The sequence below is a fragment of the Mycoplana ramosa genome (assembly GCF_041930185.1).
GTDB lineage: Bacteria > Pseudomonadota > Alphaproteobacteria > Rhizobiales > Rhizobiaceae > Mycoplana > Mycoplana ramosa.
This window is the reverse complement of sequence record NZ_JBHEEW010000013.1, coordinates 110,983-128,266: the sequence shown is the minus strand read 5'-3', so window position 1 is coordinate 128,266 and position 17,284 is coordinate 110,983. Positions and strand designations below refer to the sequence as shown.

The window sequence follows — 17,284 nt, the reverse complement described above, 5'->3', positions numbered from 1 at the left end:
GCGGTGTTAAGGAACCGCTCAAGGGGGTGGCGTGTTTCCTTTTCATTCACCATCCGGTTCTATAGTTTCCGGGCTCGCGTGATCGGGTAGATACCAGTTCCCCGCCACAATCGGCGGTACATCGGGAATGAAGCAAATATGACGTTCAGAAAGTCCGCGGCGCTCACAGCGCTCCTGGTAACCTGCGCTTTTGTCGTGGTCGACGCCGCTCCTGCGCGTGCCGAGGCGCCGAACCTGCTGCAATTGCTGTTCGGCAAGCGCAAGAAGCAGGAGGCGGCTCCGGTGCCGATGGTGGAGGCCGGATTCCAAGCGATGCCGATGGTCAAGGGAGTGGCAAAGCCGGCGGCCGCGCTGCCGCGCGTGACCGGGCCGAGCTACTACACCTACAAGGCCGAGGCGCTGAAGCCGGTCGAGATGTTCAAGCTGGCCGATCCGGTGGTCACGGGCTCGATCGACGACGACCGGACGCCGCTGATCCAACGATCGCCCGAAGGGGAAATCCGGCGCGAGCTGGCCTCGGTCAAGGCGCTGGCGCCGGTCGAGAGTGGAAAGGCCGTCGAAACCTTCTACAGCCAGAACGCCGACCTGATCTGGGTGAGCGGCAGCCAGATCAGCGACCGGGCTCGCGCAGCACTCGCGGTGCTCGCAGACGCCGAGTCCGTCGGGCTCGACGCGCAGGACTATACCGTGGATGTTCCCTCCGCCGTTTTCGACAACGCCGACATGGTCGCGCGCTATCAGGAACTGGCGGAGTTCGAGGTCAATCTGTCTGCTGCCGTTGCGACCTACATTCTCGATACCGTCCGCGGGCGCATCAATCCGAACCGGATTTCGGGCTATCATGACTTCGTGCGCAAGGAGGTCAACCTTGCCGCCGCGCTGAAGAACGTCTCGCGGAGCCCGGATGTCGCAGCCTATCTGAGGAGCCGTGCGCCCTCCGGCCGCCATTTCCAGGCCCTGGCGGCGGAGCTGAAGGCCCTGCGGGCAGAAAGCGAAGCGGCCGATCCGGTGGTGATCGCCGCCGGCACGCTGCTGAAACCGGGGGAAAGCAATCCGGAGCTCGCCAATATCGTCAAGGGCGTTGTCCGGCATGGCTCGGAATCATTGAAGACCGAGCATGCGACGACGATCGCTGCCTATCGCGACACGCCGGAATACACGCCAGAACTGGCCGCCCTCGTCGAAGCCTTCCAGAAGGATCAAGGGCTGAAGCCGGATGGCGTGGTCGGACAGGCGACGATCCGGCGTCTGACGGGTGGCGACAACATCGCCGACAAGATCTTCAAGGTCCAGGTGGCGATGGAGCAAGCCCGCTGGCTGCCCGCCGAACTCGGCGCTCGCTATGTCTTCATCAACCAGCCGGCCTATATGGCCTACTATCACGACAAGAACGACGAGCAGTTTTCGATGCGCGTCGTCGTCGGTTCGAAGGCGAACCAGACCTATTTCTTCCAGGACGAGATCCAGACGGTCGAGTTCAATCCCTACTGGGGCGTGCCGCAGTCGATCATCATCAACGAGATGCTGCCCAAGCTGCGCTCAGACCCGTCCTATCTCGACCGCCTCGGCTACGAGGTGGAGGTGAATGGCCGGCCCGTGTCCTCGACGCAGATTGACTGGAGCTCGACGAAGGGTGTCGCCGTACGCCAGCCGCCGGGTGACGACAATGCGCTGGGCGACCTGAAGATCCTGTTCCCGAACGCACATGCGATCTACATGCACGACACGCCCTCGAAGAGCTATTTCAAGAAGGACATGCGTGCGCTCAGTCATGGTTGCGTGCGCCTGGCCGAACCGCGCCTGATGGCGGCGGCTGTCCTCGGCACGACCGTCGACGACGTTGCCGCCCAGATCAAGAAGGGTCGCAACAAGGCGGTGAGCGTTCCGCAGAAGATCCCGGTCTACGTCTCCTACTTCACGGCCTGGCCGAACAAGGACGGCAAGGTGGAGTTCTTCGACGACATCTATGGGCGCGATGCCTACATGCGCAAGGCGATGGACGCGACGCGCGCGGCGCGACAGGCGCAAAGCTGACCCGGCGAGCGCCTTTCCCGGCGGCTACGGATGGCCTATCCGGACATGAAATGGCCCGCTCCGGCGACGGAGCGGGCCATTTGCATTGCAAGCGATGCGCGGGGGCGCTCAGGCGGCCGCAATGCGGGAGATCAGGGATTCGACGAGGTCGGCGTGGAGTTCGTCGAAGCTGCCGATGACGTGGTCGGGTTCCAGCGCGGCGATGGCGACGTCCGAGTAGCCGAACGGAACGCCGATCGACGGCACGCCGGCGTTGCGGGCGACGAGCACGTCGTTCAGGCTGTCGCCGATCATGACCGTCCGGGCCGGAGCGCCGCCGGCGAGGCGAACCGTTTCAAGGAGATGCGCGGCCTCGGGCTTGCGCACGGCGAAGGTGTCGCCGCCCGTGATGGCGGCGAAGCGCGACGTCAATCCGAGGCCGTCGATGAGGCGTCTGGCCAAGCCTTCCAGCTTGTTGGTGCAGACGGCAAGGCGGAAACCGGCCGCTTCCAGGCGGTCGAGGGCGGAAATCAGCCCGGGGTAGGGACGGGACTCGCCCGGCATGCCCTTTGCATAGTGGTCGACGAAGATCTTTAGCATTGCAGGCAGGTCGTCCTGGCGAAGCTCCTGGCCGCGCAGCGCGAACGCGCGCTGGATCATCACCTGTCCGCCATGGCCGACGAGATAGGTCAGGTCGTCATAGGTCACCGGCTCGAGCCCGGCGGTCCCGATCGTATGGTTGAGGCTGGAAACGAGATCCGGGGCTGTGTCGATCAGGGTTCCGTCTAGATCGAAGACGACAAGTGGAGCGGTCACGGCCTGTCCTTCTGCTGTAAGTATCGCGCCTGCAGGTAAGCGACCGGGCCGCGGATTGCAATTGCGAATACCCGCCTGCGTCAAGCCGAAGCGTGGCCAATACGGGAGCGGCGACGGGATTTTTGGCTTTCGCTTGCGCCGCATGGCGTGTAAGTGTCACAGCCAATGCCAGCCGGGTGCCGGCGATAGAATCTAGAGGAGCGAGAGGCGGATGGACGCCCGCGAAATGAAGATCAAAGCGGCGGCGGCCGCGTTGGAGCATGTCGAAAACGGCATGCGGCTCGGTATCGGGACCGGATCGACGGCCGAGGAATTCGTTCGGTTGCTGGCCGAACGCGTGGCGGACGGGCTGTCGGTCGTCGGTGTGCCGACGTCGGAGCGGACCGCCCGGCTCTGCCTCGAACTCGGCGTCCCGCTGAAGTCGCTCGACGAGCTTCCCGAACTCGATCTCACGATCGACGGCGCCGACGAGGTTGACGGGCGGCTGCGGCTCATCAAGGGCGGCGGCGGCGCGCTGTTGCGCGAGAAGATCGTTGCCGCCGCGTCGAGCCGCATGATCGTGATTGCCGACGAGACCAAGGTGGTGGAAACGCTCGGCGCCTTTAAATTGCCGATCGAAGTCAATCCGTTCGGGATGGTTGCCACGCGCATCGCAATCGAGCGGGTGGCCGCGCGCCTCGGGCTTTCCGGCGCCATCGAGGTTCGCCGTTCCGGCGACGGCAACTACATGACCGATGGCGGGCATTACATTCTCGATGCATCTTTTGGCCGTATTCCTGATGCAGACGCGCTGGCGATCACATTGAATGCGATTCCCGGCGTCGTCGAGCACGGGTTGTTCATCAACATGGCGTCGATCGCGATCATTGCCGGGCCGGCAGGTGCGCGGACGCTGACAGCGGACACTTAGACAGGAGCTATGACCACATGACCATCTTTGCCGGCCTCGGCCGTACCCTTGCCGCAACGCTCATCGCAACCGCAGCATTCACCGGTTCCGTGATGGCGCAGGACGCTTCCGAAGACCAGATCAAGGCGGCCCGGGCCGCGATGGACGCGCTGAACGCGACCTCGCAGTTCGACGGCATCCTGCCGCAGATCGCGGAGAAGCTGAAAGGCACGCTGATCCAGTCGTCGCCGAACTACGGCGAACTGATCAACAAGACGGTGGACGAAGAGGCGCTCGCGCTGGCATCGCGCCGCGCCGATCTGGAGCGCGAGGTTGCCAACATCTACGCCAAGACGTTCTCCGTGGAAGAACTGAAGGCCATCTCCGATTTCTACAATTCTGGCGCTGGCAAGAAGCTGCTGCAGTCCGGTCCGCTGGCCGCCCGCGAAGTGATGAAGGCCGCCGACATCTGGGCCGCCGGCATTTCGCGCGACCTGGCCGTCAACAGCGACAAGAAGCTCGAAGCCGAGATCGGCGCGCAGAAGAAGGCCGAGGGCGAAGCGGCACCGAAGAACTGATCGGTCGCCTTGCACTAGCCATTGATGAAGCCCGGAGCGATCCGGGCTTTTCTTTTTCAAGCTGCACCACCTATATCACCGTATCCGGAACGGCCGCTCTGGCCTTTCCTTCCGGATGGTTCTTGAAACGCGACACGGAGTGCCCGGATGCCAGTCTTCGACTATGACCTCTTTGTAATCGGCGGCGGTTCCGGCGGCGTGCGCAGCGCCAGGCTCGCCGCGGCCATGGGCAAGAAGGTGGCGATCGCCGAGGAGTTTCGCTACGGCGGGACCTGTGTCATCCGCGGCTGCGTGCCCAAGAAGCTCTATGTCTACGCCTCCCAGTTCCGCGAGCACTTCGAGGATGCGGCCGGCTTCGGCTGGACCGTCGGCGAGACGAGCTTCGACTGGGCCGCGCTGGTCGCGGCCAAGGAACGGGAGATCACCCGGCTCGAGGGCCTCTATCGCAAGGGGCTCGACAACGCCGGCGCGGAAATCCTCAACACCCGGGCCGTTCTGGTCGGTCCCAACACGATCCGGCTGACCGCGACGGACCAGCTGGTGACGGCGGAGCGCATTCTGATTGCAACGGGTGGTCATCCGTCGCCGCACCAGGACCTGCCGGGGCGCGAGCTGTGCATCACGTCGAACGATGCGTTTGACCTGCCGAAGCTGCCGGGATCGATCCTGATTGCCGGCGGCGGCTACATCGCCGTCGAATTCGCCAACATCTTCCACGGTCTCGGCGTCGAGACGACGCTGATCTATCGCGGCAAGGAAATCCTCTCCCGCTTCGACCAGGACATGCGCCAGGGGCTGCACAAGGCGATGGTGGACAAGGGCATCCGCATTCTTTGCGAGGACATCATCGAGGCGGTGGCGGAGGCCCCTGGCGGCGTTCGCCGCGCCCGGACGCTGAAGGGCGAGGAGATGCTGGTCGACCAGGTGATGCTGGCGCTCGGCCGCGTGCCAAACACCACCGACCTCGGGCTGGAGATCGCCGGCGTGGAGATCGACGCCAGGGGCGCGATCGTCGTCGACGCATATTCGCGCACCAACGTCCCCGGCATCTTCGCGATCGGCGACGTCACCGACCGGGTGCAACTGACGCCGGTGGCGATCCACGAGGCCATGTGCTTCATCGATACGGAGTTCCGCGGGCGGCCCACCTCACCGGACCACGACCTGATCCCGACGGCCGTGTTCTCGCAGCCGGAAATCGGCACGGTCGGCATGAGCGAGGAGGCCGCGGCCAAGGCGTTCCCGGAGATCGAGGTTTACCGCGCCGAGTTCCGGCCGATGAAGGCGACGCTTTCCGGCCGGCAGGAGCGGATGATCATGAAGATCATCGTCAATGCCGCCGACCGCAGGGTTGTCGGCGTGCACGTGCTCGGTCACGACGCCGGCGAGATGGCGCAACTGCTCGGCATTTCGCTGAAGGCCGGCTGCACCAAGGACGACTTCGACCGCACCATGGCGGTGCATCCGACCGCGGCGGAGGAGCTGGTGACGATGTACCAGCCGAGCTACCGCATCCGCAACGGTAAGCGCGCCTGAGGCGGGTTCGGCTATGCAAGCGGGACTTTACGGTTTATAAGCCCGCATCCCAGAAGAAGACGGGCAGCCGACCATCAGGCCGGCGCCGTGAAACAGGTGAGTTAAATGGCACAGAATTGGACCCCGAACAGCTGGCGGCAAAAGCCGATCCAGCAGGTGCCGGACTATCCGGACGCCGCGGCCTTGGCCGCGACAGAGGAGCAACTCGCAACGTTTCCGCCGCTCGTCTTTGCCGGCGAGGCCCGGCGGCTGAAGAGCGCGCTGGCGAACGTGGCGGAAGGCAAGGGTTTCCTGCTGCAGGGCGGCGACTGTGCCGAGAGTTTTGCCGAGCACGGCGCGGACACCATTCGTGACTTCTTCCGCGCCTTCCTGCAGATGGCGGTGGTGCTGACCTTCGGCGCCCAGTTGCCTGTGGTCAAGGTTGGGCGGATCGCCGGCCAGTTTGCCAAGCCGCGCTCGTCGAACATCGAAAAGCAGGGCGACGTGACGCTGCCCTCCTACCGCGGCGACATCATCAACGGCATCGAGTTCACCGAAGAGGCGCGGGTGCCCAACCCGGAGCGCCAGCTCATGGCCTACCGCCAGTCGGCAGCGACGCTGAACCTGCTGCGCGCCTTTGCCATGGGCGGCTATGCCAACCTGGAGAACGTGCACCAGTGGATGCTCGGCTTCGTCAAGGACAGCCCGCAGGCCGAGCGCTACCGCATGCTCGCCAACCGCATCTCCGAAACCATGGACTTCATGAAGGCGATCGGGATTTCGGCGGAGAACAACCCGAGCCTGCGTGAAACCGATTTCTTCACCAGCCATGAGGCGCTCCTGCTCGGCTATGAGCAAGCGCTGACGCGCGTGGATTCGACCTCGGGTGACTGGTATGCCACGTCCGGCCACATGATCTGGATCGGCGACCGCACGCGCCAGCCCGACCATGCCCATGTCGAGTACTGCCGCGGCATCAAGAACCCGATCGGGCTGAAGTGTGGTCCGTCGATGACGGCGGACGGCCTTCTGGAGCTGATCGACATCCTGAACCCGGCAAACGAAGCCGGCCGTCTGACCCTGATCTGCCGGTTCGGTCACGACAAGGTTGCGGAAAACCTGCCGCAACTCATCCGCGCCGTTCAGCGCGAGGGCAAGAAGGTCGTCTGGTCCTGCGATCCGATGCACGGCAACACGATCACGCTCAACAATTACAAGACGCGCCCCTTCGAGCGCGTTCTGTCGGAAGTGGAGAGCTTCTTCCAGATCCATCGCGCCGAAGGCACGCATCCGGGCGGCATCCACGTCGAGATGACCGGCAAGGACGTCACCGAATGCACCGGCGGCGCCCGCGCGCTGTCCGGCGACGATCTGGCAGATCGCTACCACACCCATTGCGATCCGCGCCTGAATGCCGACCAGGCGCTCGAACTCGCCTTCCTCCTGGCCGAGCGCATGAAGGGCGGACGCGATGAAAAACGCATGGTTGTGAACGCCTGATCGCTCTTCGTTCACGGTTTGGCGCCTTGCATCAACGGCGTTGAAAATATTGGTGAATTTTCTGAAATTGACACAACCGGGCCGGCTGGTGAAGCTGGCCCGGTTTTTTGCTGCCGGGCAGCGCCGCGACAAGGGGGAGACGTGAGCGAGATCCATACGGGCCATTGCCTCTGCGGCACGGTGCGCTTCCGCACCACCGGGCCATTGCGCGAAGTGATTGCCTGCCACTGTAGTCAGTGCCGCCGGCAGACCGGTCATTTCTATGCGGCAACCAATGTCAGGAACGAAGACCTCGAACTCGATGGCGCCGACAACGTCGGCTGGTACCGGGCGAGCGATGCCGCCAGCCGCGGCTTCTGCAAGACCTGCGGGTCGGCACTGTTCTGGAAGGGCGACGGGGCCGGCTCCACCTCGATCATGGCGGGTGCCTTCGACAAGCCGACGGGCTTCAAGATGGCCTGCCACATCTTTTGCGCCGACAAGGGCGACTATTACGAGATCGATGACGGCGCGCCGCAATACCCGCAGGGCTACAGCTAAGGACGGCGGTCGGCGGGCTCAGGCTCGCCAGATATCGTTTACTCTGCCGCCGCGTGCCGGATTTCGCCCATGCGGTTCCACGCGTCCAGGCCGGCAATCTTGTAGGCCTCGGCGAGGGTCGGATAGTTGAAGGTGTTTTCGACGAAATATTCGACGGTGCCCTTCAGGTTCAGGACCGCCTGACCGATGTGCACGAGCTCGGTGGCGCCTTCGCCGACGATATGGACGCCGAGCAGGCGGCGTGTCTTCATCGAAAAGATCATCTTCAGCAGGCCGGAATCGAGCCCCATGATATGGCCGCGCGAGGTTTCGCGGAAACGGGCTATGCCGCATTCATAGGGAATGCCGCGCTCCTTCACCTCTTCCTCGGTCAGGCCGCAGGTCGAGATTTCCGGAACGGCATAGATCCCGTAGGGGAAGTATTTTTGCGGCTCCTTGGCGATGGCGCCGACGGCGACCCGGGCGGCGATGCGCCCCTGTTCCATCGAGGTCGAGGCGAGGCTCGGGAAACCGACGACGTCGCCAGCGGCGTAGATGTGCGGCACGGTCGTCTGGAAGGTTTCCGGATTGACGCGCATGCGGCCGCGGTCGTCGGCTTCCAGGCCGGCGGCGCTGAGGTGCAGCGTGTCGGTCGCGCCCATGCGGCCGGCAGCGTATAGAACCATGTCGCAAATGACCACCCGGCCGTTGTCGAGCGTGATCGAACACTTGCCGTCGTCGAGCTTGACGACCTTTTCCGCCCTGGTGCCGAGCATCAGCTTCATGCCACGGTCGCGCAGCTGGTAGGTGAAGTCCTCGACGATCTCGCGGTCGATGAAGTCGAGGATCGTCGGTTTCGGATCGATCACGGTCACCTTGGCGTCGAGCGCGCTGAAGATGGTCGCGTACTCGATGCCGATGACGCCGGCGCCGATCACCGCGAGCGAGCGCGGCAGTTCCTCGATGTCGAGCAGTTCGTCGCTGTCGAGGATTACCTTGCCGTCGAACGGGATGTTGGCCGGGCGATAGGGCTTGGTGCCGACGGCGAGCAGGATGCTCGTGCCGCCGACATGCAGGACCTCGCCGTCGTCCTTGACCACCTGGAGCGTATCGGGAGAAAGAAAGCTCGCCTTTCCGCGGACGTGTTGCACCCGATTCCGGGCGAACTGGTGCTCCAGCACGTCGACCTCGTGGTCGAGCGTGATGATCAGGCGGCGACGCAGGTCGTCGGCACTGATCTCATCCTTGACCCGATAGGAGCGGCCGTAGAAGCCCCGTTCCCGCCAGCCGGTCAGGTTCAGTGCGGTTTCGCGCAGCGTTTTCGACGGTATCGTGCCGGTGTGCACCGAGACCCCTCCGACGCGCTTTCCCTGTTCGATGACGAGGACCTTGTGGCCGAGCTTGGCCGCCTGGATCGCACCCCGGCGCCCCGCGGGGCCGCTGCCGACGACGACGAGATCAAATTGTTGCATAGGAGAACTTCCGGAATCGACTGAGCCTGTTGCGGTGCGGCAAATCTGCCGCGAGGAGCTATAACGTCGTTGCTACCGCTTAACAAAGCCTTCGTGCGCGTGTTTCGCTGTCATTATTTAGCGGGATTGCGCCATGCCACAGCGGCTGGCCGTCAAGGAGGGTTTTGCGATGGCCTTGCAGCCTCAAGGTGCTTCCAAAGGCGCGGCGGGCGTGCTGGCGGCGGATGGGTCGGCGATCCTAATTCAGATTAGCCGCAGGCCCTTGAGGCTGGCATGGCCATCGCGGCCGATGATGATGTGATCGTGGACGGTAATGCCGAGCGGTTTGGCGGTCTCGATGATGGTTTTCGTCATCTCGATATCGGCGCGTGAGGGGGTCGGGTCGCCGGACGGGTGGTTGTGAACGAGGATGATGGCGGTCGCGGACAATTCCAGCGCCCGCTTGACCACTTCGCGCGGATAGACGGGCGTGTGGTCGACCGTACCACGCCCCTGCACCTCGTCGGCGATCAGGACGTTGCGCTTGTCGAGGAAGAGCAGGCGGAACTGCTCGCGGTCTTCATGCGCCATCGCCGCGTGACAGTAATTGATCACCGACGACCAGGAGCCGAGCACCTGCTTGTTGCGCAGTTCGCTCTTGAGCATGCGCTGCGAAACCGCCGCGATCAGCTTCAGGTCCAGCGCCACGGCCTCGCCGATGCCCTTGACCTCCTGCAGCAGGGCGGGAGAGGCGCCGAACACGCCGGCAAGCGTGCCGAAACGGTCGAGAAGCGCCTTGGCGACAGGCTTGGTGTCGCGCCGGGGAATGAGGCGAAAGAGCACAAGTTCGAGAATTTCATAGTCGGCGAGCGCCGCCTCGCCATGGTCGCGGAAGCGGCTGCGCAGCCGCTCGCGATGGCCGTGGTAGTGGGCATCGTCGCCGTCCCTGGGCGTTATTGCCCGGCCCTTGACCGCCGCCGGTGCGGTCACGCGTTCGGCGAATTGGCCGCGCTCATCCCCGTCGCCGAAGAGTGTCCCGCCGTGCTCCGCCAACGTCCGGTTCGCCTCGTCGGCAGCCGTTGCTTCGCCAGTCGGTGCGGGGCGTTTGGCCATTTGGTCCTATCCGGGAAGGCCGGGACGGTCGAGGCCGCCGGGCGAGAGGGTGAAGATTTCGCAGCCATCGGCCGTAACGCCGACGGCGTGCTCGTATTGCGCAGACAGCGAGCGGTCGCGCGTGACCGCCGTCCATCCGTCCGACAGCACCTTCACATGCGGCCGGCCGAGGTTGATCATCGGCTCGATGGTGAAGATCATGCCTTCCTTCAACTCCGGGCCTTCGTTGGCGTTGCCGTAGTGCAGGATGTTCGGTGCGTCGTGGAACAGCCGGCCGAGGCCGTGGCCGCAGAAGTCGCGCACGACCGAGCAGCGCTCGGCTTCGGCATATTTCTGGATCGCTTCGCCGATGGCACCGGTGCGCACGCCGGGCTTGACCGCGGCGACGCCGCGCATCAGGCATTCATGCGTCACCTCCAGCAGCCGCTCGGCGGCCCGCTTGATCTGGCCGACGGGATACATGCGGCTGGAATCGCCGTGCCAGCCGTCGAGGATGTAGGTGATATCGATGTTGACGATGTCGCCTTCGCGCAGCGGCTTGTCATTCGGGATGCCGTGGCAGACAACATGGTTGATCGAAGTGCAGCAGGATTTGGTGTAGCCGCGGTAGTTCAGCGTCGCGGGAAGGGCGCCGTGGTCCATGCCGAACTCGAACACGAAACGGTCGAGCACGTCGGTCGCAACACCGGGCTGCACCAGCGGATAGATCTCGTCGAGGGCGCGCGCCGTGAGCTGACTGGCCCTGCGCATGCCTTCAAAGGCGTCGCTGCCGTAAAGCCGGATCACGCCCGTGTTCTTCATCGGTGCGGAGGAGGCTTCGATATAGGTCACCATCGTCGGACTTTCGCTTGTCGGTCAAAATTCTCATAGTGCAGCTATGGCGGTTTCGTCCATGCGGATCAATGCGTCGGGTCGAATTTCGCGCTCCGAGACGGCGCATTTCACCGCGTAGGCTTCCACGCCGCGCGCTTGCGCTCGCTGGAAGGCGGCCGCATAGACCGGGTCGAGATCGCGGCACATGCGGAACCGGTCGCAGTCGCCGCGCTGCACGAGGTAGAGCATGATCGCCCGGTGACCGGCCTCGGCGACGGCACCGAGCTCATCCAGATGCTTGGTGCCGCGCAAGGTCGCGGTGTCGGGAAACTCGGCAAGGCCGGGCTGCCGGCAGAAATGCACGTTCTTGACCTCGATATAAGCGGCCGGCCGGCCGGGTCCGGACAACAGCAGGTCTATGCGCGAATTGCGGCCATATTTGCGTTCGCGCTCGATCGTCGGATAGCTGGCGAGATCGCCGAGCATCCCGGCGCGGATCGCCTCCTCGGCCAGACGGTTCGGCAGGCCGGTGTTGATGCCGACGATCGTGCCGTCGGCCTCGATGAGCTCGAACCGATGGCGGTACTTGCGCGGACCGTCATGCTCGGACAGCCAGATCCTGGAGCCCGGCGTCGTCAGCCCGCGCATGGACCCGGTGTTCGGGCAGGAGCCGGTGATCGCCGTTCCGTCGGACAGCGTCGCATCGAACAGGAAGCGCTTGTAGCGCCGAATGAGGGTGGCCGGCACGAGCGGAGGGTCGAAGAGCATGGTCAGGCGTCGTTGGTCGATCTGTGCGTGGAGATTTGGGCGGACGCGATGGATACGGGACCACGCGGCGCGCCGCGCCAACGATGGCCGGAAAGCCTGCGCTGACGTTGCCGGCAAAGGCTCGGCACCCGGCTCAAGCCCGAACCCGCACATAGGAGCCGGGCGCCTCCTCGATCGAATTGAGCGGTCCGCCGGTCTTGCGGGCCGGAACCCTGCGGTTGTCCTGCGCCTCGATCCAGGCATGCCAGTGCGGCCACCAGGATCCCTGATGCTCTTTCGCCTTCTTCACCCAGTCGTCGTAGTCGCCCCGCGGCGGACCGCCGGTCCAGAACTGGTACTTCGCCCTGTCCGGCGGGTTGACGACGCCGGCGATATGGCCGGAGCCGGACAGCACGTAGGTCACCTTGCCGCCAAAGGCGCTGCTGCCGATGAACACCGACTTGGCGGGCGCGATGTGATCTTCCCTGGTGGCGAGGTTGTAGATCGGGATCTTGACGTCCTTGAGCGAGATCTTCTGGCCCGCCAGCACCATCTCGCCGCGGCTGAGGTTGTTTTTCAGATAGCAATTGCGCAAGTAAAACGAATGGTTGGCCGCCGGCATTCGCGTGGAATCTGAGTTCCAGTAGAGAAGGTCGAAGGGCATCGGTTCCTGGCCCTTCAGGTAGTTGTTGACGAAATAGGGCCAGATCAGCTCCGAGGCGCGCAGCATGTTGAAGGCGGTGGCCATCTTCGAGCCCTCGAGATAGCCCACCGTCCGCATGCCCTGCTCGAGGGAAGCGATCTGGTCCTCGTCGGCAAACACCTTCAGGTCACCGGCATGGGTGAAATCCACCTGGGTGGTGAACAGCGTGGCGGAGCGGATGCGTTTGTCGCCCTCGCGCGCGTGCAGGGCGAGGCTGGCGGCGAGCAGCGTGCCGCCGACACAATAGCCGATGGCGTTGACCTCGTCTTCGCCGCAGGCCTGCTTAATCGTGTCGAGCGCGAAACCGATCCCTTCCCGGGCATAGGCCTCCCAGTCCTTGTGGGCATGGCGTTCGTCCGGATTGACCCATGAGATCACGAACACCGTGTGTCCCTGGCCGACGGCCCATTTGATGAAGGACTTCTGCGGGTTGAGATCAAGAACGTAGAACTTGTTGATCCAGGGCGGGCAGATCAGGAGAGGGCGCTTCAGGACCTCTTTCGTCGTCGCGTCATACTGAAGCACCTGGCAGATATCACTCTGCGCAATGACCTTGCCGGGAGTAATGGCGAGGTTCTCGCCGACGGCGAACTTGCTGGTATCGGTCTGGCGCAGCTTCAGGTCACCCTTTCCGGCGGCAATGTCCTCCGCCAGCATGCGCATGCCGCGCACGAGATTCTCGCCGCTGGTGGCGACGGTCTCGCGATAGAGTTGCGGGTTGGTGGTGACGAAATTCGTCGGAGAAATCGCGCTGGTGATCTGCTTGACGTAGAACGCTGCCTTGTGGCGGGTGCGCTCGTCGAGCCCCTCGGCTTCGGTCACCATTTTATCGGCCCAGTCGGAGGTGACGAAATAGGCCTGCCGCAGGAAATCGAAGAAGGGGTTATTGGCCCAGTCCTCGTCGGCGAATCGCTTGTCGTTGCCGCGCTTGTCGTCGCTTTCCTCGACCGGTTCGCCGCCAAGCTTCTGCAGGGTTTTCGACCAGATGCCGAAATAGCTGCCGAGCAGGTGGGTCTGGGCTTCCAGCGTGCGCCGCGGGTCGGAGAGCCAGTACTCGGATACCTTCGATAGCGTCTTGACCATGTCGACGACCGGCTCGGCGACCGTGTCGACCTTTTCGCCGCGCTCGCGCGGTGCGAGCCAGGCGGATGCGGCCTTGCCAAGCTGCTCGAGCGTGCGGGCGAGGTTGACCGCCAGCGCCTCGGGGTTTTTTACGACGTAGGGCTCGATCGACTTCGGATCGAAACCGGCAAATCCGGTGGCTTCGCGCGTGTCGCCGTTTCGGTCCTGGCTCAACCCGTTTCCTCCGGATTTTCTTGTTACTTCCGTTTTTACATCCTGCCGGAAAAAGATTACAAGGGCCATACAGCTTTTGCCGTAGCCGCGTTCAGCGGCTGGCGCCGGACCGGCGATGCGCCGGACCGAAGTTACTCCGCGGGGCAGGACAGAATGGCATTTGATTTCAGGCAGGTTGGCGCGGCGATCGTGCTCGGTGGCGTGGCGGTACTCGGGGGGTGCGCGGCAACCTCGCCGCAAGTGGCGTCGGAGGTCAACGTCGGTGCGGATCGGACTTCCGACTTTCCCGACATCACAGCCCCGGTGCATGCCGCCACGGCCCAGATGAGCAATGACGAGGCGGCTTCGATCAGCGCCCGGATGAACGGGCTGGCTGCGCAACGGCGCGCCGGCACGATCTCGGAATCCGATTACCGCAAGCAGATGCTGGAATTGCAGGCGCTGGCCGCAAACCATGGCGCGGACACGCTCAAGGACATCGAGAATTAGCGCTTGCCTTTGCCCGCGAATGGCCGCAAATCCATTCGCGGTCCAAATGGCCGCTCCGGTCAGCGCAATCGGAATGTCATGAAAACGGACATTTTGCCGCCTAACCGGATATCTTGATTTGCGCGGAGATCCAGGCGCCACGAAGGACGCTTCCGGTGCCGCGCCCAACGGGGTCGAAGATGGAAGAATTTCACAAGGTCCGGCGTCTGCCGCCATATGTTTTCGAACAGGTCAACCGTTTGAAGGCAAGCGCGCGGGCGGGCGGGGCCGACATCATCGACCTCGGCATGGGCAACCCGGACCTGCCGACGCCACAGGCGATCGTCGACAAGCTGTGCGAGGTGGTCCAGGACCCGCGCACGCATCGTTACTCCTCCTCCAAGGGCATCCCGGGCCTGCGGCGGGCCCAGGCTGCCTACTACGCCCGCCGTTTCGGCGTGAAGCTCAATCCCGAGACCCAGGTCGTGGCGACGCTGGGTTCGAAGGAAGGCTTCGCCAACATGGCGCAGGCGATCACCGCACCCGGCGACGTCGTGCTCTGCCCGAATCCGACCTATCCGATCCATGCCTTCGGCTTCCTGATGGCGGGCGGGGTGATCCGCTCCATTACGGTCGAGCCGGACGAGACTTTCTTTGCGCCGCTGGAGCGCGCCGTTCGCCATTCGATTCCGAAGCCGCTGGCGCTGATCCTGAACTACCCGTCGAACCCGACGGCGCAAGTCGCCACGCTCGACTTCTACAAGGACGTGGTTGCATTCGCGAAGAAGCACGACATCGTCGTGCTGTCCGACCTGGCCTATTCCGAGATTTATTTCGACGGCCCGCCGCCGCCGTCCGTGCTCGAGGTGCCGGGTGCGATCGACATCACCGTAGAATTCACCTCGATGTCGAAGACCTTCTCCATGCCCGGCTGGCGCATGGGCTTTGCGGTCGGCAACGAGCGGCTGATCGCGGCGCTGACGCGGGTGAAGTCCTACCTCGACTACGGCGCCTTCACGCCGATCCAGGTGGCCGCGACCCACGCGCTGAACGGCGACGGCTCGGACATCGCCGACGTGCGCAACGTCTACAAGCGCCGCCGCGACGTACTCGTCGAGAGCTTCGGCAAGGCCGGCTTCGAGGTGCCGCCGCCGGCGGCCACCATGTTCGCCTGGGCAAGGATTCCCGAAAAGTTCCGCCATCTCGGCTCGCTCGAGTTCTCCAAGCTGCTGGTCGAAAAGGCCGACGTGGCGGTGGCTCCGGGCGTCGGTTTCGGCGAGCAGGGCGACGACTATGTCCGCATCGCGCTGGTCGAGAACGAACACCGCATCCGCCAGGCTGCGCGCAACATCAAGCGCTTTCTCTCCTCTGCCGACGAGACGATGCACAACGTCGTCTCGCTCAATGCCCACCGCTAATCCGTTTCGCCCGCCGGCGTCGGCCGGTGGGCACAATCACAAATTGATAGGACTTTGATCATGGCTGATGCCCTTAAGATCGGCATAGCGGGCTTGGGGACCGTTGGGGCCTCGCTCGCACGCATTCTCGTCGAACGCCGGGAGATGCTGACGACGACCTGCGGGCGGCCGATCGAGATCGTCGCCGTTTCTGCGCGCGACAGGAACCGCGACCGCGGCGTCGACCTTTCGCATGTCGCCTGGTTCGACGATCCGGTCGCACTGGCGGACAACCCGCAGATCGACGTTTTCGTTGAACTGATGGGGGGCGCCGGCGATCCCGCCTATTCGGCCGTCAAGACGGCGCTGGCGCGGGGTGTCCACGTCGTCACCGCGAACAAGGCGCTGCTGGCCGCCCATGGCGTCGAGCTGGCGACGATTGCCGAGGAGCGCGGCTGCCTGCTCAACTATGAAGCAGCCGTCGCCGGCGGCATTCCGGTGATCAAGGCGCTGCGCGAATCGCTGACCGGCAACACGGTGTCGCGCGTCTACGGCATCATGAACGGCACCTGCAACTACATCCTGACCAAGATGGAGAGGGAGGGACTGAGCTTCGCCGAATGCCTGAAGGAAGCGCAGCGGCTGGGCTATGCGGAAGCCGATCCGGCCTTCGACATCGAGGGCAACGATACTGCGCACAAGCTGTCGATCCTGACGACGCTTGCGTTCGGCAACAGGATCGCCGCCGACGACATCTACCTCGAGGGCATCAGCAACATCTCGATCGAGGACATTCGCGCTGCCGCCGACCTCGGCTACCGCATCAAGCTGCTTGGCGTGGCGCAGAAGACCGAGACCGGCATCGAGCAGCGTGTGCATCCGACCATGGTGCCGATCGAATCGGAAATTGCGCAGGTCGACGGCGTCACCAATGCGGTGGCGATCGAATCCGACATTCTCGGCGAACTGCTGATGGTCGGTCCCGGCGCCGGGGGCAATGCCACCGCGTCTGCGGTGCTCGGCGACATCGCCGACATCGCCAAGAGCCGGCCCGGTGCCCAGCGCGTTCCGGCGTTCGGCCGACCGGCGGCCTCGCTAGAGCCCTACAAGCGGGCGCAGATCCGCAAGCATCACGGCGGCTATTTCATCCGCATGACGGTCGAGGATCGGGCAGGGGTGTTCGCCAACATCGCCGGCCACATGGCCGAGAACGGCATCTCGCTTGAATCGATCGTGCAGCATTCCAAGCATTTCACCGAAGCCGCAGAGCCGAAGACGATCATTCTCGTCACGCATGCGACGATGGAGGACGCCGTGCGCCGGGCGGTGGCGTCGATCAGCAAGGAAGGATACCTTGCCGGCGAGCCGCAGGTGATCCGCATCGAGCGACCGAAGTCGGCCTGAATTCTACCGGGGGCGTTTCCGTCCCCCTTCACCCATCACCCGAGAGGAACGACGGCTGTCGG

The 17,284-nt window shown here is 64.1% G+C and carries 15 protein-coding genes; 9 read left to right on the top strand and 6 right to left on the bottom strand.

Annotation, left to right across the window (positions count from 1 at the left end; translation table 11 throughout):
- Positions 1-138: 138 nt before the first annotated feature.
- Positions 139-2,034 carry a L,D-transpeptidase family protein gene (locus JNC62_RS16960; RefSeq protein WP_374840186.1) on the top strand — a complete coding sequence of 632 codons (1,896 nt, stop codon included), beginning with the start codon at positions 139-141 and terminating at the stop codon, positions 2,032-2,034.
- Positions 2,035-2,142: 108 nt separating this feature from the next.
- Here the strand turns inward: JNC62_RS16960 and JNC62_RS16955 are convergent, their stop codons facing one another.
- Positions 2,143-2,829: an HAD family hydrolase gene (locus tag JNC62_RS16955; RefSeq protein WP_374840185.1), complete on the bottom strand. Its 687-nt coding sequence runs from the start codon at positions 2,827-2,829 to the stop codon at positions 2,143-2,145.
- A gap of 211 nt (positions 2,830-3,040) precedes the next feature.
- On the opposite strand from JNC62_RS16955, the gene rpiA reads away from it, so the two are divergent.
- The 5 genes from rpiA to JNC62_RS16930 all read left to right on the top strand — a co-directional run bounded on the left by rpiA (position 3,041) and on the right by JNC62_RS16930 (position 7,851).
- Positions 3,041-3,739, top strand: a complete 699-nt coding sequence (gene rpiA, locus JNC62_RS16950; RefSeq protein WP_374840184.1) for a ribose-5-phosphate isomerase RpiA — start codon at positions 3,041-3,043, stop codon at positions 3,737-3,739.
- Positions 3,740-3,756: 17 nt separating this feature from the next.
- Positions 3,757-4,296, top strand: coding sequence for a DUF2059 domain-containing protein (locus JNC62_RS16945; RefSeq protein ID WP_374840183.1), 540 nt, complete (start codon positions 3,757-3,759; stop codon positions 4,294-4,296).
- A gap of 147 nt (positions 4,297-4,443) precedes the next feature.
- Entirely contained in the window at positions 4,444-5,832 is a 1,389-nt protein-coding gene (gene gor, locus JNC62_RS16940; protein WP_374840182.1) for a glutathione-disulfide reductase, read from the top strand.
- A gap of 105 nt (positions 5,833-5,937) precedes the next feature.
- Complete coding sequence (locus JNC62_RS16935; RefSeq protein ID WP_374840181.1) at positions 5,938-7,311, top strand: class II 3-deoxy-7-phosphoheptulonate synthase; 1,374 nt, start codon at positions 5,938-5,940, stop codon at positions 7,309-7,311.
- A gap of 141 nt (positions 7,312-7,452) precedes the next feature.
- Positions 7,453-7,851 (top strand): GFA family protein, encoded by a 399-nt coding sequence (locus tag JNC62_RS16930; RefSeq protein ID WP_374840180.1) that lies wholly within the window; start codon positions 7,453-7,455, stop codon positions 7,849-7,851.
- Positions 7,852-7,889: 38 nt separating this feature from the next.
- Here JNC62_RS16930 and sthA read toward each other — a convergent pair whose 3' ends face one another.
- The 5 genes from sthA to phaC form a co-directional block, all read right to left on the bottom strand.
- On the bottom strand, positions 7,890-9,302 hold the full coding sequence (gene sthA, locus JNC62_RS16925; RefSeq protein WP_374840179.1) for a Si-specific NAD(P)(+) transhydrogenase: 1,413 nt from the start codon (positions 9,300-9,302) through the stop codon (positions 7,890-7,892).
- A gap of 243 nt (positions 9,303-9,545) precedes the next feature.
- The gene (gene radC, locus JNC62_RS16920) at positions 9,546-10,394 is read right to left on the bottom strand and encodes a RadC family protein (protein WP_374840178.1); all 849 of its coding nucleotides are present in this window, start codon (positions 10,392-10,394) and stop codon (positions 9,546-9,548) included.
- 6 nt (positions 10,395-10,400) lie between these two features.
- The gene (gene map / locus JNC62_RS16915) at positions 10,401-11,228 is read right to left on the bottom strand and encodes a type I methionyl aminopeptidase (RefSeq protein WP_374840177.1); all 828 of its coding nucleotides are present in this window, start codon (positions 11,226-11,228) and stop codon (positions 10,401-10,403) included.
- 30 nt (positions 11,229-11,258) lie between these two features.
- Positions 11,259-11,975, bottom strand: a complete 717-nt coding sequence (sfsA, locus tag JNC62_RS16910; protein ID WP_374840176.1) for a DNA/RNA nuclease SfsA — start codon at positions 11,973-11,975, stop codon at positions 11,259-11,261.
- A 133-nt stretch (positions 11,976-12,108) separates the two neighbouring features.
- Entirely contained in the window at positions 12,109-14,022 is a 1,914-nt protein-coding gene (phaC, locus tag JNC62_RS16905; RefSeq protein ID WP_374840175.1) for a poly(3-hydroxyalkanoate) polymerase subunit PhaC, read from the bottom strand.
- A gap of 84 nt (positions 14,023-14,106) precedes the next feature.
- On the opposite strand from phaC, the gene JNC62_RS16900 reads away from it, so the two are divergent.
- The 3 genes from JNC62_RS16900 (at position 14,107) to JNC62_RS16890 (ending at position 17,222) form a co-directional block, all read left to right on the top strand.
- The gene (locus tag JNC62_RS16900; protein WP_374840174.1) at positions 14,107-14,442 is read left to right on the top strand and encodes a hypothetical protein; all 336 of its coding nucleotides are present in this window, start codon (positions 14,107-14,109) and stop codon (positions 14,440-14,442) included.
- Between the two features lie 179 nt (positions 14,443-14,621).
- The gene (locus JNC62_RS16895; RefSeq protein ID WP_374840173.1) at positions 14,622-15,839 is read left to right on the top strand and encodes an LL-diaminopimelate aminotransferase; all 1,218 of its coding nucleotides are present in this window, start codon (positions 14,622-14,624) and stop codon (positions 15,837-15,839) included.
- A 60-nt stretch (positions 15,840-15,899) separates the two neighbouring features.
- On the top strand, positions 15,900-17,222 hold the full coding sequence (locus tag JNC62_RS16890) for a homoserine dehydrogenase (protein ID WP_374840172.1): 1,323 nt from the start codon (positions 15,900-15,902) through the stop codon (positions 17,220-17,222).
- Positions 17,223-17,284: the final 62 nt, after the last annotated feature.